General features: G+C 34.6%; 14 protein-coding genes. 6 read left to right on the plus strand and 8 right to left on the minus strand.

All coding sequences use genetic code 11. The features are described 5' to 3' along the window. The first annotated feature begins 23 nt into the window (after positions 1 to 23). The 3 genes from BHX94_RS05880 (at position 24) to BHX94_RS05890 (ending at position 4,868) form a co-directional block, all read left to right on the plus strand. Positions 24 to 1,301: an O-acetylhomoserine aminocarboxypropyltransferase/cysteine synthase family protein gene (locus BHX94_RS05880; RefSeq protein WP_111745292.1), complete on the plus strand. Its 1,278-nt coding sequence runs from the start codon at positions 24 to 26 to the stop codon at positions 1,299 to 1,301. Continuing rightward, positions 1,302 to 2,087, plus strand: a complete 786-nt coding sequence (locus tag BHX94_RS05885; protein WP_111745293.1) for a homoserine O-acetyltransferase/O-succinyltransferase family protein — start codon at positions 1,302 to 1,304, stop codon at positions 2,085 to 2,087. 126 nt (positions 2,088 to 2,213) lie between these two features. Next, complete coding sequence (locus BHX94_RS05890; RefSeq protein WP_111745359.1) at positions 2,214 to 4,868, plus strand: HAD-IC family P-type ATPase; 2,655 nt, start codon at positions 2,214 to 2,216, stop codon at positions 4,866 to 4,868. 178 nt (positions 4,869 to 5,046) lie between these two features. On the opposite strand, the gene BHX94_RS05895 is transcribed toward BHX94_RS05890, so the two are convergent. Both BHX94_RS05895 and BHX94_RS05900 read right to left on the minus strand, forming a co-directional pair. Continuing rightward, positions 5,047 to 6,399 carry a HAMP domain-containing sensor histidine kinase gene (locus BHX94_RS05895; protein ID WP_111745294.1) on the minus strand — a complete coding sequence of 451 codons (1,353 nt, stop codon included), beginning with the start codon at positions 6,397 to 6,399 and terminating at the stop codon, positions 5,047 to 5,049. Beyond that, positions 6,392 to 7,063, minus strand: coding sequence for a response regulator transcription factor (locus BHX94_RS05900; RefSeq protein ID WP_111745295.1), 672 nt, complete (start codon positions 7,061 to 7,063; stop codon positions 6,392 to 6,394). Before BHX94_RS05900 ends, BHX94_RS05895 begins: the two co-directional genes overlap by 8 nt. 81 nt (positions 7,064 to 7,144) lie before the next feature. Here BHX94_RS05900 and BHX94_RS05905 point away from each other — a divergent pair, with 81 nt between their 5' ends. Both BHX94_RS05905 and BHX94_RS05910 read left to right on the plus strand, forming a co-directional pair. Beyond that, positions 7,145 to 8,170: an ABC transporter permease gene (locus BHX94_RS05905; protein ID WP_111745296.1), complete on the plus strand. Its 1,026-nt coding sequence runs from the start codon at positions 7,145 to 7,147 to the stop codon at positions 8,168 to 8,170. A 1-nt stretch (position 8,171) separates the two neighbouring features. Next, the gene (locus BHX94_RS05910) at positions 8,172 to 8,843 is read left to right on the plus strand and encodes an ABC transporter ATP-binding protein (protein WP_111745297.1); all 672 of its coding nucleotides are present in this window, start codon (positions 8,172 to 8,174) and stop codon (positions 8,841 to 8,843) included. Between the two features lie 72 nt (positions 8,844 to 8,915). On the opposite strand, the gene BHX94_RS05915 is transcribed toward BHX94_RS05910, so the two are convergent. The 3 genes from BHX94_RS05915 to BHX94_RS05925 all read right to left on the minus strand — a co-directional run bounded on the left by BHX94_RS05915 (position 8,916) and on the right by BHX94_RS05925 (position 11,508). After that, positions 8,916 to 10,463, minus strand: a complete 1,548-nt coding sequence (locus BHX94_RS05915) for a solute symporter family protein (RefSeq protein ID WP_111745298.1) — start codon at positions 10,461 to 10,463, stop codon at positions 8,916 to 8,918. Next, positions 10,460 to 10,771, minus strand: a complete 312-nt coding sequence (locus BHX94_RS05920) for a DUF485 domain-containing protein (RefSeq protein WP_096077627.1) — start codon at positions 10,769 to 10,771, stop codon at positions 10,460 to 10,462. The genes BHX94_RS05915 and BHX94_RS05920 overlap by 4 nt, the downstream gene beginning before the upstream one ends. A gap of 104 nt (positions 10,772 to 10,875) precedes the next feature. Beyond that, complete coding sequence (locus BHX94_RS05925; RefSeq protein WP_111745299.1) at positions 10,876 to 11,508, minus strand: MFS transporter; 633 nt, start codon at positions 11,506 to 11,508, stop codon at positions 10,876 to 10,878. Between the two features lie 73 nt (positions 11,509 to 11,581). Between BHX94_RS05925 and BHX94_RS05930 the strand changes: the two genes are divergently transcribed. After that, complete coding sequence (locus BHX94_RS05930; RefSeq protein ID WP_111745300.1) at positions 11,582 to 12,304, plus strand: alpha/beta hydrolase; 723 nt, start codon at positions 11,582 to 11,584, stop codon at positions 12,302 to 12,304. 12 nt (positions 12,305 to 12,316) lie between these two features. Here the strand turns inward: BHX94_RS05930 and BHX94_RS05935 are convergent, their stop codons facing one another. From BHX94_RS05935 to BHX94_RS05945, 3 genes are all read right to left on the minus strand, one after another. Continuing rightward, positions 12,317 to 13,222: an ABC transporter permease subunit gene (locus tag BHX94_RS05935; protein WP_111745301.1), complete on the minus strand. Its 906-nt coding sequence runs from the start codon at positions 13,220 to 13,222 to the stop codon at positions 12,317 to 12,319. Continuing rightward, the gene (locus tag BHX94_RS05940; RefSeq protein WP_146606905.1) at positions 13,219 to 13,839 is read right to left on the minus strand and encodes an ABC transporter permease subunit; all 621 of its coding nucleotides are present in this window, start codon (positions 13,837 to 13,839) and stop codon (positions 13,219 to 13,221) included. Before BHX94_RS05940 ends, BHX94_RS05935 begins: the two co-directional genes overlap by 4 nt. A gap of 301 nt (positions 13,840 to 14,140) precedes the next feature. Further along, positions 14,141 to 15,715: an alanine/glycine:cation symporter family protein gene (locus BHX94_RS05945; RefSeq protein ID WP_111745303.1), complete on the minus strand. Its 1,575-nt coding sequence runs from the start codon at positions 15,713 to 15,715 to the stop codon at positions 14,141 to 14,143. Positions 15,716 to 15,920: the final 205 nt, after the last annotated feature.

Below are 15,920 nucleotides of genomic sequence, written 5' to 3' on the forward strand. Positions count from 1 at the left end.
TTTAATGCCAGGAGGAATTTATAATGACAAAACAGTACAGATTTGAAACTTTGCAAGTTCACGCAGGACAAGTCATCGACAAGGAAACGAACGCACGTGCACTCCCTATTTATCAAACAACATCATTTACATTCAATGATACGGAACATGCTGCAAATCTCTTCGGTTTAAAGGAATTAGGTAACATATATTCAAGACTTACAAATCCTACAACAGCTGCTTTCGAGACACGTGTTGCTGAACTTGAAGGTGGCGTAGCCGGTGTCGCAGTGGCTTCAGGAATGGCTGCCATTACTTATGCAATACAAACTATTGCGAACAGCGGTGACCACATTGTAGCAACTACAAGCTTATATGGCGGAACACACACTTTATTTGAACACACATTCAAGAAATTCGGTATTGAAGCAACACTCGTGGATACGACAAATTTAGAACATGTAAAAGAAGCATTAAAAGAAAATACGAAAGCTATTTTTGTAGAAACTATCGGTAATCCCGAAGGAAATGTTGAAGATATTGAAGCACTTGCAAACATTGCACATAATCATGGTATTCCTTTAATCGTCGATAATACTTTTGCTTCTCCTTATCTGTGTCGTCCAATTGAGTTTGGCGCAGATATTGTCGTACATTCCGCAACTAAATTTATAGGAGGACATGGTACTTCAATTGGTGGGGTCATTATTGACAGTGGCAATTTTGACTGGAATAACGGTATGTTTAAAAACTTATCAGAACCTGATCCTAGCTATCATAATCTCGTTTTTACCGAAGCTTTTGGTGAAGCAGCCTATGCTTTTAAAATACGTACAACACTACTCAGAGATACTGGTGCAGCAATTTCACCGTTCAATTCATTTCTATTAACTCAAGGATTAGAAACACTTTCGCTTCGTGTAGAGCGTCACGTGGAAAATACAAAAAAAGTAATCGCGTTTCTTTCAAATCACGATAAAGTCGCGTGGATTAAATATGCAGATACACCAGAGAGTCCACACAAAACATTACAAGAAAAATATTTACCTAAAGGTGCAGGTTCTATCTTTACGTTCGGAGTTAAGGGTGGACGTGAAGCTGGTAAGAAGTTTATCGAATCACTTGAGCTCTTCTCTTTACTTGCAAATGTTGGAGATGCAAAATCACTTATCATTCATCCCGCTTCTACTACACATGCACAACTTACAGAAGCTGAACAGCTCGCAGCAGGTGTAAGTCCAGAAACGATTCGAATTTCTATTGGTATTGAACATATTGATGATATCATCGCAGACCTGGAACAAGGATTAAGTGTGATTTAATTGAATATTCCTCGTATCCTTATCATTAATTTAATGCCAAATAAATTCGAGACGGAACTGCAATTTAAACATCATTTTAAAACAGCTATGATTGATTTTTTATATTTAAAGACACATCGAGCAAATACTGAAAAGAGAAATTATGCTATGCAACATTATATAAATTTCGACCAAGCTAAACAACACGATTATGATGCGTTAATCGTAACAGGAGCACCTGTAGAGCATCTCCCTTTTGCATCTGTGTATTATTATGATGAACTTAAAAGCATCATAGATTGGTCTAAAGCACAACAACAAACGCGTTTATTTATTTGCTGGGCAACACAATTTGCACTACATCACTATTACAATATTGAGAAATTCACTTTTAAAGGTAATGATAAATTGTTTGGCGTTTATTCTTATGATGTTCTAGCAGATCATCCTTTAACAAAAAATTTTCAAAGCTATTATATACCCCAATCTCGTTATACTAATTTTGGGATACAGGATATTAAAGATAAGACTGACTTAACCATAATCAGCACTCATCCTGAATTTGGTGCAGATTTATTAATTTCAAAAGATAATAAAGACATTTATATAAATGGTCATTTAGAGTATGCACCTAATACGCTTCATACGGAATATATTCGTGATTGCAAAAAAGGGCTAACAATTTCATTACCTGAAAATTACTATGCTCATGATAATTCTAGTAATTTGGTAATGCGACGTTGGAAGCCTTTTGCTGATTCATTTTTCAATGCCTTTGTAACTATGGTTACTGATAAAAGCAAGTAATAATATTAAAAATTCACAAAAATTTAATCATTGTGTTAATTCCTATTAAATACATTCCTTTCGTTAGAATTACTTAATTATTTGCGTTACGATAAGAGTAATACTATGCGCAAAGGAATGTTCATTATGAAAAATGAAAAATGGTATCAACTCACGATCGATGACACGATCCTTGCATTTCACACCTCTATAAAAAGCGGTTTGTCCCATGAACAAGTTGAAGCAAACCGGTTAACTTATGGTCTTAATGCACTTCCAGCAAAGCGAGAAAAACCTAAAATCATTAAGTTTTTCGGCCACTTTAACGATATTTTAATATATGTATTACTAATTGCTGCAGCTATTACAGGATTTTTAGGACACTTTCTCGATATGTCGGTTATCATTCTTGTTGCAGTTATTAATGCAATCATTGGTTATGTACAGGAATCTCGTGCTGAAAAAGCTTTAGAAAGCATTCGTAAAATGATGACGAGTGAGGCTGTAGTAATTCGTGATGGCCGTAGTCAAACTATTCCCGGCGAACAATTGACAATCGGAGATATCGTTATTTTATCATCCGGTGAGAAGATACCTGCAGACTTACGTTTAATCGAAGCGAATAATCTAAAGATTGAAGAGTCTGCTTTAACCGGCGAATCTGTCCCAGTCCAAAAAAATACATGTAAAATCTCAGAAGATGCTGCACTCGGTGATAGAAAAAATATGGCTTATTCAAGCTCATCTATTACTTCAGGTTCTGGGATAGGTGTAGTTGTTGCAATCGGAAAAGACACTGAACTTGGTAAAATTAATCAGGCAATGACTGACACAGAACAGATGACGACCCCATTGATGCAACAAACGGGTCAATTCGGTAAATCAGTGAGTATTGGTATTGTTGTAATTTCTATCGCAATTTATTTATTTGGTTTGTTTTATCACAATTATCCAGCAGACGAACTAATCTTATCTGTTATCGCGCTTGCAGTTGGTGCTATACCTGAAGGATTACCTGCTGTTATTTCAATTATTTTAGCACTTGGCGTACAGTCGATGGCAAAGAATAATGCAATCGTAAAGAACTTGCCTTCAGTGGAAACTTTAGGTTCAGTTTCAGTTATTTGTACCGATAAAACTGGTACGCTTACAAAAAACGAAATGACTGTGACTTCAATTGATTTAATGCATAATCGTTATAAAGTTACGGGCACAGGTTATGAGCCAATCGGAGAAATTATACCCGAGCTAACTGAAACACCCGAAACAGAACAAGAATTATACCAGTTCCTAACATGCGTCAAAACAGTCAATGAAGCACGTCTCTCACAAGATGAAAATGGTCATTTTCAAATTACCGGTGAGCCTACTGAAGGCTGCTTAATGACACTCGCCCAAAAAACTGATTTAGAAATTCCAAACTTACAGGCAATCGGTAAAATCCCTTTTGATTCACTATATAAATATATGGCATATCTCGTCGAAGATCAGGGCAAGAAACGTATTTATATTAAAGGAGCACCTGACAGAATATTCGATCGTGTATTTACCAATGCTGATGATAGACAAGTATGGGAAGATAAATTAAGTGTAATCGCTAAAGAAGGTAAACGATTAATTGCTGCAGGATATAAAGATGTGCCTAATGATACAACTACACTTTCACATGACGATTTACAAAGTGGCATCACTTTACTTGGGTTAGTAGGGATTATAGATCCACCACGTGAATCTTCAATAAAAGCGGTAAATGAATGTCAAAAAGCTGGAATTGCAGTAAAAATGATTACAGGTGACCATAAAGAAACTGCAATGGCGATTGGGAAACAACTCGGAATCGGTGATGGTACAAAGGCTATCGAAGGTCGCGAACTAGATAATATGGATGAAGAAACACTATACCAATCAGCGATTGAATACGATGTGTTTGCAAGAACAAGTCCGGAGAATAAATTACAACTCGTAAAAGCATTGCAAAAACATGACGAAATAACATCGATGACCGGTGATGGTGTTAACGACGCACCAGCATTAAAACGCGCCGATATCGGTGTTGCAATGGGCATTAAAGGAACTGAAGTGTCTAAAGATGCTGCGCGTATGATACTGGTTGATGATAATTTTGAAACAATTGTAGATGCAGTACGTGAAGGACGTCGTGTCTATGATAATCTGAAGAAAACAATACTATTCATTTTACCGACAAACGGTTCTCAAGGATTACTCATTTTAACAGCGATTCTATTTGGTATTTCCATACCACTTACTCCTGTCCAAGTACTTTGGGTGAACATGGTAACAGCGATTACCATATCTTTTGCGCTTGCATTTGAACCACTAGAACCTGGTGCAATGAACAGAAAGCCAAGGCATAAATCTACACCGCTACTAAGTAATTATTTCTTATTTAGAATACTACTCGTATCAGTCATTGTAGCTGGTGGAATACTTCTTGCAAATATGTACTTGAGCCATCTAAATTTACATAAAACTGTACTGAATACAATCACATTGCAATCACTAGTATTTGCATTAATCTTCCATCTATTTAATTGCCGACACTTAAATCAATTTGCAATCAATCAAGATTTCTTTAAGAACAAAGTCGCATTTATCGTAACTGGTTTACTCATCACACTACAATTACTCATTACGTATGTGCCATTCTTTAATACGATATTAAAAACTGCCCCACTGACATTTTCACAATGGATGATTCCCATAGGTATCGGAACTGCTGTTTTTATCCTGATTGAAATCGAGAAATGGGTCACAAGAAACATATTTAAATATGAAGCATAACTATGATGAGAGGCTGGGACAGAAGTGTTCTGCCACAAGCAAAAACCGAACAAAACTAATAAATCGTTCTTTGATTTATAGTTTTTTGTTCGGTTTTTGTCGTAGGGGCAACTTCTGTTCCGCCGTTTAAGCTGTTAAACAGAAGAGGGCTAAGACTCATGTCGCACCCGCTTATTTATTAAAGTAATTCAATTATTATCGTTGTTCCTTTATCTATCTCACTATCGATATCGATAGTAAAGTCATGTACATCTAAAATCACTTTTACGATTGCCATTCCTAATCCATTTGATGTGATATTATCTTCGTTCACATTCGACTTATAGAAACGCTCAAAAATCATTTTTCTCGTCTCATCAGTCATCCCATAGCCATGATCTTCAATAATGAATAGTTTATTATCCTGTTCTTCTTTCAGTTCAATATGAATTTCACTGTCATTCGGACTATATTTAATCGCATTCGATAATAAATTAGTAATCATTTGATAGCATAGATCTCTATTTCCCAGGACATATACATCTTCTAACGTGGTACTCAAAAATATATCTTTCTGATTAATTGTATACATATTATCTCGAATAACTTCCTGAATAAGCATTTTAAAATTAAAGTTTTGTTTCGTTAATGATATTTTATTCTGCTCAATTGAGGCTAAAAGTAATAACTGCTTCGTCAGACCACTTAAACGTAATGATTGATGTTCAATCTGATTAAGTAAACTCAAATCTTCTGTATCTTTGAATTTATTTATTTGCCCGATTAAGTTAGTAATCGGAGATTGTATTTCATGACTTACATTTGCCACAAATCGCTGATTGATTTCTTCATGTTGCTTAATCTTCTTACTCATCTCATTCATTTCTTCAGCAAGAACACCTAATTCATCTTTACGATCAACCGTTGTTTGGTAACCACTTTGTTCACCAATGCGTTGCGCGGCTTTTTTTAGTTCGATTACCGGGTGCACAATATATTTTGATGAAATAAAGACAAGTAACATCGATATAAGAATAGTTAATACAAGCAATACTGCTAAAAATGAGCGGAATTCATTCATACTTTCGCCAACATCGGGTCTTATAAATACTGTATATTGCTGATGATTGATGCGCATTTTCGTTCCTACTGTATTGCTTGATTCATTATCAAAAAATCCAGTGATGAATAGATTGAATGGTCGATTTTTAATACCGTGATAAACGCCGTCTCGTTCCATTTTAATTTCATCTAATCTAAGGTTATCTATCCTGAACTTTGTGCCATAATTCTGTTTTGAATCGTTGTTATTAATCGCCAGTACTTGAAAATTCAAATTTCCAAGTTGGGTAAAGAATTCTTGTGGTTTTATTTGAGGGTGTTTTTCAATATATTTTTTTTGAGATAATAGTACTTGCGTTACCCTTGCATCATTTTGTTCTTTCAATGTGACGTGATAATACATATTAGCAATAACAAAAGCAATTACTGCACTAATGAGCATGACATGGAGCGTTGTAACAATAAACCTTGTTGATAAATGTTTAAACATGATGCACCTTATACCCTAAACCACGTACTGTTACGATTTCCATTTGCGTATCATAATTTTCTAATCGCTTCCGTATGCGTTTAATATGAACATCCACGGTACGTTCATCTCCCTCAAAATCCAGTCCCCAAATTGCTTCAATTAATTGCTCTCGAGTAGCGATATTAGGTTGGTGTTTAACTAAATAATACAGAAGTTCAAATTCTTTTCGCGGCAAATAAAGTGTGTCCTGATGAATATGAAGTTCATATGTATCCTGATCAAGTTCCACATTACCTATTTTTATCGATGTGATATCTAAGTTATAACGTTTTAAGATTGCATTCGCTCTAAAAAGTAATTCGTCAAACTCAAAAGGCTTTGTAACATAGTCATCGCTACCCGTTTCAAAAGCGATGCGTTTATCACCCAATGCATCACGTGCTGTAAGCATAATAACCGGTAGTTGATAACTTTCTTTTATGGTTTCACACAATTCAAACCCGTTCATCCCCGGCATCATAATATCAACTACACACAAATCTATCTTCTCATTTTCCAGTACTTTAAGAGCAACCTCTCCACTTTCCGCACTAAATACTTCATAATGATGTTTTATAAATCCTTCCACTACTTGATTTCTTATACTTTGTTCATCATCTACAATTAAAATTTTATTTTTCATCCAATATACTCCTTTGTTCATATTCTGTTCATATTGATTGTTTATGATAACACTATCAACAAAACGAGAAGGGTGATCATTATGAATTTAGCACTTAAAGAAATTAAGTATTACAAAATGAAATATGTATTGATTGCTGCAATCATATTTCTATTAGCATTCCTGGTATTATTTGTTTCAAGTTTAGCACAAGGTTTAGGAAAAGATAATATTTCATTTATAGAACATATGGATGGTAAGTATTTTGTCGTATCAGAAGATGCAGATAACAATTTGCTCAACGCACCACTTGATAAAGAAGATGTAAAAGTTTTAAAAGATTTTAATATTCCTTTAGTTCAGATGCAACCGATTAAAATTCAAAACAACGATAAGTTTTTACTGACTACCATTTCTAAATTACATGCATTGCCAAAAGATGGCGATGTCGCTTTAGATGTTCATCTTAACAAATCATATGACTTAAAAGATAAACTAAATATTGTAGATAGCGAAGAAAATTTACGTATTTCAGACTTTGAAAAATTTCAAATGTATTCGCACATGCCTGTTGGTCTTGTTAATCAAGCAACTTATAACAAAGTTGTACCTCATGAAGCAATCAACACAGCAATCATTAATCAGCATGTATTAGACAATGTTTCAATTAAAGATTTAAAACAAAACTTAAAACATTCTAAAATCATAACACCTGAAGATGCGATGAAAGCTATCCCAAGTTATGAAGCTGAGCAAATGCCTTTAAACTTAATGGTATTTTTCTTATTTTTAATCTCAGCTATCGTCATCACGGTATTCTTCTATATCATTACGATTCAGAAGACAACTGAATACGGCATTTTAAAAGCGATTGGAACAAGTCATAAAAAACTTATATTTAAACTGATTCAGGAAGTATTTATTATAGTAATTTTTAGTGTGTCATTAGCTATCATTATTATTACCGCTATCAATAACTTTATGCCGCCAGGCATGCCATTTTATCTAAATAATAATCTTATTATGATTCTAGCTGGACTGTTCTTATTTGTATCGTTTATTGGTGTAATGTTATCTATCGTCAAGGTGCTTAAGATTGATCCAATAGAAGCAATAGGAGGAGAATAATATGATTCACGTGAAACATCTTTCAAAATCATTTAAACAGGGTGATACTGAAGTTACAGTATTAAAAGATATAAATTTTGAAGTCGCACCAGGTGAAGTCGTTTGTCTATATGGGCCATCTGGTTCCGGGAAAAGTACACTACTCACGATTATTGGTGCGTTACTTAAACCAACAAGTGGTGATGTACTAATTGATAATCGATCAATAACTACATTGAAACAGCATGAGCTTACACAACTTCGTTTAAGTGAAATAGGCTTTATCTTTCAAGCCTCACATCTTGTACCATTCTTAAAAGTGAAAGAACAACTTATGCATGTAGCGCTTGAAAATAAAATGGAGAAGAAAAAAGCGAGTAAACGTGCTGATGAATTACTCAATACTTTCGGACTTGGACATCGTACAAAACAATATCCAAAAAATTTATCAGGTGGAGAAAAACAACGTGTTGCCATTGCACGTGCCTTTATGAATGAACCTTCATTAATTCTTGCTGACGAACCTACAGCAAGTCTTGATTTTGAGCGTGCAACACAAGTCATTGAAGCGATTCGTGAACGTGTAAAAGCACAACAAAGTGCTTGTATCATCATCACTCACGATGATCGTATTTTTAAATATGCTGATCATCTTTATCGTTTAGAAGGTGGAAAGATGGTAAAAGAAAGATAAGTATACACAAAATAAACCAAAGACATATTAACGTCTTTGGTTTATTTTTATGGGAGAATTTCTTATTTTTCTTTAATGTGTAACTTCTGAAGTTGCGATACCAGTCACTGACTTAACTTGAACTTCCTTAAATTTCTCTTCTGTATCTGCCTTACCTAAAAATGTACCTAGAAATGCAGCGATGAACCCTGCTGGTACAGAAATAATCGCTGGATTTGCAAGCGGGAAAATAGGGTCCATATTAATAAAACCTGTTCCTGCCGGATTCATAACATTCGGACTTAAAATCACTAATATAATAGATGTCAAAAGCCCTACAACGATTCCTGCTATAGCACCTTGCGTATTAAATCTCTTCCAGAATATCGTATAAACGATTACCGGTAAGTTTGCACTCGCTGCTACACAGAATGCCAAAGATACTAAGAAAGCAACGTTCATATTTTGTGCAAATAGCGCTAATATAATTGAAAGAATAGCAACTGCTAATGAGGCAATCTTTGCTGCACTCATTTGTTCTTTCTCACTAATGTTACCCTTCTTAATAATCTCACCATAAATATCATGTGCAAATGCAGAAGCACCCGATAACACAAGACCTGCAACAACCGCTAAAATCGTTGCAAATGCTACTGCGCATACAAATGACATGAGTAAATCTCCGCCAAGTTTATCTGCCAGTAACGGTGCAGCCATATTTCCAGCAGGATTCGCTTTTAAAATTTCTTCTCGAGATAAAAGACTAGCAGCACCAAAACCTAAGAATATGGTTAAGATATAAAATATACCGATAATCCAGGTAGCCCACATTACAGAACTTCTTGCTGTTTTAGCGTCACTTACCGTAAAGAAACGCATTAAAATATGGGGTAAACCTGCCGTTCCAAATAACAGGGCAATAATCAGTGAAATATTATCAAGGGGTGATTTACCTTGCGAACCTGGATTAATATATTCTCCTTTAAAGTCAGCTGATTTAATATTTTTCATCTGACCAAACATTTCAGCAATGCTGAAGTTAAAGTGTTTTAATACTAGAAAAGAAATGATGAGCGTTCCAACCATTAGAAGAATTGCTTTGACCATCTGAACCCAACTTGTTGCCGTCATCCCACCAAACAATACATAAACCGTCATCATAATACCGACTATAATAACAGCCCAAGTATATGGAATATTAAATAACAGTTGAATTAATGCACCTGCTCCAACAAGTTGTGCTAACATATAGAATATTACAATCGTGATTGATGAAACTGCAGCCATTGCACGCACTTTCTTTAATTCAAAACGTGCTGCGATCATATCTGCTAAAGTATATTTCCCTAAATTTCTTAATGGTTCAGCAACGATGTATAATACAATTAAATACGCTGTTAAATATCCAATACTATAGAAGAAGCCATCGAATCCCCAAAGTGCGATAGCTCCAGCAATACCTAGAAATGATGCTGCCGATAAATAATCTCCTGCAATCGCTAAACCATTTTGCCAACCCGTTAAACCTCCACCAGCAGTATAAAAATCTTCGGCAGAATTCGTTCTTTTTGAAGCAAAATATGTAATAAGTAGCGTTAAACTTACAAAAAATAAAAACATGATAATGACTGTCATATTCATGAGCGAGACCCCCTTTTGTACTCATTAATGATTCGCTCACTTGCGGCATCGAACTGCTTCGCTTTACTCATATAAATTGTGACTAATGTCCAGACCATCACAAATAATAATAATGCATAAATCCATGCCCATGAAATATTCCAGAAAGCAATATTATTCAAAATTGTCGTATAACCTGTCAGAATCGGAAAGAGCAATGTAGCAACGATAAAGAACAAAGTAATAGGAAAAATAAACTTTTTTCTCGTCGCAACTAGATCATTGAAATCTTTCGATGCTGCAATTTTGTTATAATCCTGTTGATTCATGAAATCATCTCCTCTTTATGTAGTATGAAAAATTCCTCCCAAGTTTCATTTTATTGATTTGTCAGAATATTGTCAATTTTTAAAATAAAATAACCGTTGATATATTAATCAACGGCTTTATACGAATATTTAATTGATAATAGTGCCAAAACAATAAATATACCCCCTACAATCATTAATGCATTATATGGTAATTGCCAGGCAATAATAAGACCGCCAATTGCTGCTCCTAATGCCATTCCAAATTGGGTAGATGACGTACTAAATGTTTGATTGAATCCTGCATTTATATCTGAAATTTGAATTAAGCGCATTTGTGTCGGTACATTCATCGACCATCCAGTTAGGCCTAACAACATGACATTGATACTTAATGTCCATACATTATACTGTGTCACAATAAAAACAAGCAGCACAAAGAAATAAACTGTCATTAGCATCGTTAATGTCTTTTTAACCCCTAGTTTCTCTAAAAATATACTTCCTAAACCACTTCCAGCTATACCACTTATACCGTACAGTAAATATAGAAAACTCACCATCGATGCTTGTAAACCTAATTGATTAAAGTAAGGCGTTAAATACATATACAAATTACTTTGACCCACAAAAAATAAGAATGACTGCATATGTGTAAATAGTATTCGATGATCTTTCAAAGCGGCCCACTGATTAAAAAATGACGTGGCTTCTTTACCTAGAGATTCAAGTTCTGCCATCACTTCTTTAAACGTCATTTTTCCTTCCCTTAACAACTCATAGTATAATGAATATTACATTTATTATACTGATTACAACGGAGGTACTCCAATGATAAAAGTAAAAAATCCAGATCCAATATATTTAGAAGGAAATGAACACGCAATACTTCTTCTCCATACATTTACAGGAACAGTTAGAGATGTTAAACAACTGGGTCACTATCTTCATGAACAAGGTTACACAGTCCTCATTCCGTCGTATCCAGGGCACGGATTGCCTATCCAGGATTTTGTGAAATACGATATCGATGACTGGTGGAAAACTGTTGAAGAAAGCTATTTAAAATTAAAAGATCAATATAACACGATTTCATTAGTCGGTGTCTCTTTAGGTGGTTTATTTTCACTTAAGCTCGCAGAAAAATACGATGTTAATCAACTTATCGTGATGAGTGTACCAATGAAAAAAGATACAGAAGGAATTAAATACCGTTTAAAACAATTTGCACCGAGAATGCATAAGGTCATCTCTTCTGAACCATTCCCAGAATCAAATTATCAGCTTATCGATAATTACACAGGTGCCAGTAAGTTTGTTGATTATATTGAAAATATAATCAACAACTTAAGTAAAATTAATAGTCCAACTATCATACTTTATGGTGATCGAGATGATATGAGCTATCATGATAGTGCTCAATTCATTTATGATAGTATTCAGTCCAAAAAATTTATTAATCATTATCGCAATGCTGGTCATTTAATGACAGTAAGTAAAGATAAAGAAAGAATTTATACAGATATATTGCATTTTTTAAAGCAGGATAACTAATATCCCGCTTTTTTACATAGATTTATATTCTGTTTCAAGTGCATCGGTCAACATTTGTATTGCAATTAATATTAATACCACAAATGTACAAGGCACCATAAATGTCCACCACGAAGAATATAATTCTGTCATATGGAACCCTAATAACGTCGTAAGCTCCGGCATAATGAGTGTAAAATCGTTACCTAAACATGCTTCAAAACCATCACATGTCTTCGTTCCCCCAAAGAAAATACGGAAAAATGAAATATGGCTAAGTACCATTAATACTTGATATAACATACGTACAAAGATAATCAATAATCTATTCTTTATATTAGGATAGACATGACGGATTAATTTTTGTGTCTTGCTGGCACCGATTACTGTTGCCGCATCCATATATTCTGTATTTAATACTTGCCTTACCTGATCTCTAACGACCACCATCGTCGTTGGTACCATCACTAGCGCAATCACGATTAACATGTAACCTATTCTAAACGTCATATCGTAGCTGAACTTACCTTTTACAGCTGTCAGCACTGGAAATAACAACATATATGTAACGATTGCCTGTGGTATAAAGTAATAAGCATTTAAAAATCCATCTGTAACAATATCTACCGTTCCTTTACGAAAAGCGAGATAACTTCCAAGAATAACGGCAATGATAAAAGAAATAAGTACTATCCCAATGACAAAGATAAACGTGATGCGATAACCGTGCCAGCTTTCCATAAATATTGAAGCACCAAAACGGTCTGTACCGAACCAATTCACAACGCCTGGTGGCACTGGATTTTTTATTTCACTTGTCATCACGTTAAATTTATATACTTTTACTTTGTTCTGAAAAATATCAAAGTAAAGGACACTTGTAATAAAAGGTAAGATGAGGATAATTAATGCCAGCCAAATCTTTAATAATTTCCTCATAACTTCACCCCAGTTCTAAATTCAACGAGTTTCTGAATGACAAATAAAACGAGATATATCGGAACAAACATCAGTACTAATATCGTCATTAACATAATTGGAGCATGATAGTAATATAAAAATTGTGTTGCTCCAAAATAACCTAATATCACTTCCATAATTAATAGACTGGAGAGTGTCATCCAGACAACTTGCTTAAAATTGATGTAAAATGTTATCCATACATTAGACAGCACATGTCTTAACAGGATTTCAAAATCATTAAGTCCTTTTGCGCGTGCGAGTATCACATAATCTTTGTCAAGTTCCTCGGTAATTACCTGATCCAAAATTTTATAAAGCTGTACAAAAGGAATTACAGATAGCATGATCGAAGGAAAAACAATAGCTTCTTGTTCCCCATAACTTGCTACTTCCATTATCAATATACCTGTTTGCTGATAGAAAAAGATAATAAAGACAATGACACAAGGAATATAAAAAATATCCGGTAAATAACCCAAAATTTTTACGATATGTTTCATTATGTAATCAATCACCTTAAACCTTTTGGCAATGACAACACAAAATATACTTAAGATACTTCCGAGCATTATACTCAAAAATAAAATAAGCATCGAATTTCGCCATGGTCTAATAATAAAGGATAAAAATGGATTTTCTATGTAACTGCCGGGTGTCTTAAATGTAACTTTATCAATATGTATCAATTGTTCAAGAAACTGTGGAAAAGCATCAAAAAAATGAGATAAATCAAATTTAAAATTCTGATTAAAAAGTAAAATAAAGGAACTCAATAGAAAAAAATTAAGCAATACTAATATTATTTTAATTCCATTTACAAATAATTTATTCAATATCGTGTCACTCCTCTCTGAATATTAAGCACAAAAAAGACAGCGATGGCTGTCTTTATGTTTAATGTGCTTTTTCATCAAAGTGTTCTTTTCTTAAACGTTCCGGATAATCTTCTAACCAGAATGTCGCGTTCGGTAATTCTTTTGGGTCTGGATGATACACTGCATAGCGACCTGATCCTTTTTCTTTCTTTTGTTTTTCAAAGTCTTTCAATGCACGTAATGCTGGTTTATGTAGAATCCAGATTGCGATAATGTTACACCACGCCATTAATCCTACACCAAGATCCCCCATTGCCCACGCAACGTCTGCTGTTTTTATTGCACCGTAGAATGTTGCACCAACAATAATTAAACGTGTGACGTTAATTAAAAACTTATTTAAAGATACACTACCATTTTTCGTCAAATAAGATACATTGGTTTCTGCTATATATGCATATGCTAATATGGTAGTAAATGCAAAGAAGAACAGTGCAATGGCAACGAAATATGAACCAATACCCGAATATGCCGGGTCAAATTGATAACCACTTCCATGGAATGCTTTATCAATACCCGCTTGAACATACATTGCTGTTCCAGAGTAGTCCTTCTCTCCATCAGCATTTAGTGCATATACACCGCCATCGTTAATTAAGTTCGGCATATCACCCTTCATCGAGCCGTCCGTTGTATTGAATGTACCTGATAATAAAATAATTAATGCTGTTGCAGTACATACAAACAACGTATCAACATATACCGAGAAAGCTTGAACTAAACCTTGTTTAGCAGGGTGTGATACTTCTGCTGCTGCTGCCGGATGAGGCCCTGTACCTTGACCAGCTTCATTAGAATAAAGTCCACGTTTAACACCGATTTCAATCATTGCACCAAGTATCCCACCAAACGCTGATTCCATATTGAATGCTGACTTGAATATTAATGCAAATAAACCAGGAACTTTATCAATATTAAGAACAATAATAACAACCGCTAATAAAATATATAAGATTGCCATAAAAGGGACTACTGCAGTCGCTACAGATGCAATCCAGCGAACGCCTCCAAAAATAATCAATGCTAAAATCACTACAAGCGCTATACCGATAATCCATCCTTCGAATCCAAAAGCATTCTTCATAGAACTTGCAATGGCGTTAGATTGAATACCAGGTAATAATAATGCTGTTGATACTATTGCCAGTACTGCGAATAATATTGCATAACCTTTCGCAAATCTGCCTTTCATTCCTGCTTCAATATAATATGCGGGGCCCCCACGATACTCACCGTTAATCTCTCTCTTATAAATTTGAGCTAGTGTAGATTCGATGAATGCTGAACTCGCACCCAAAAACGCAGTCATCCACATCCAGAATACAGCTCCCGGGCCACCGATATAAATTGCTGTTGAAACACCGACTATATTACCCGTCCCTACACGTCCAGCAAGCGATAAAGCAATTGCCTGGAAACTAGAAATTCCTGTAGGTGACTTCTCCCCTTGAAACATCAGTCGGATCATCTCTTTTAAATGCCTGACTTGAAAGAACTTCATCATTAATGAAAATGAAATCCCTGTAATTAACAACCCATACACTAACGGTTTACTCCACACAATATCATTTAGAAAACTCACAATACCTTCCATAACTACACCCCTTTAATGTATTAACGAGAAATACTTACTTCTATATTATATAGTCACATATTACATGTTGCAATAGTATTTATTTATTATTCTGAATATTTAATTAAATATTCATTCTAAAACATTGCGATTTAGGGGTTCAATGATTAATAAATAATCATTTCCAATGAATAAATAAGCGATAATCGATATAATAGTATAAAAT

This window comes from Macrococcoides bohemicum, from assembly GCF_003259675.1.
GTDB classification, from domain to species: Bacteria; Bacillota; Bacilli; order Staphylococcales; family Staphylococcaceae; genus Macrococcoides; species Macrococcoides bohemicum.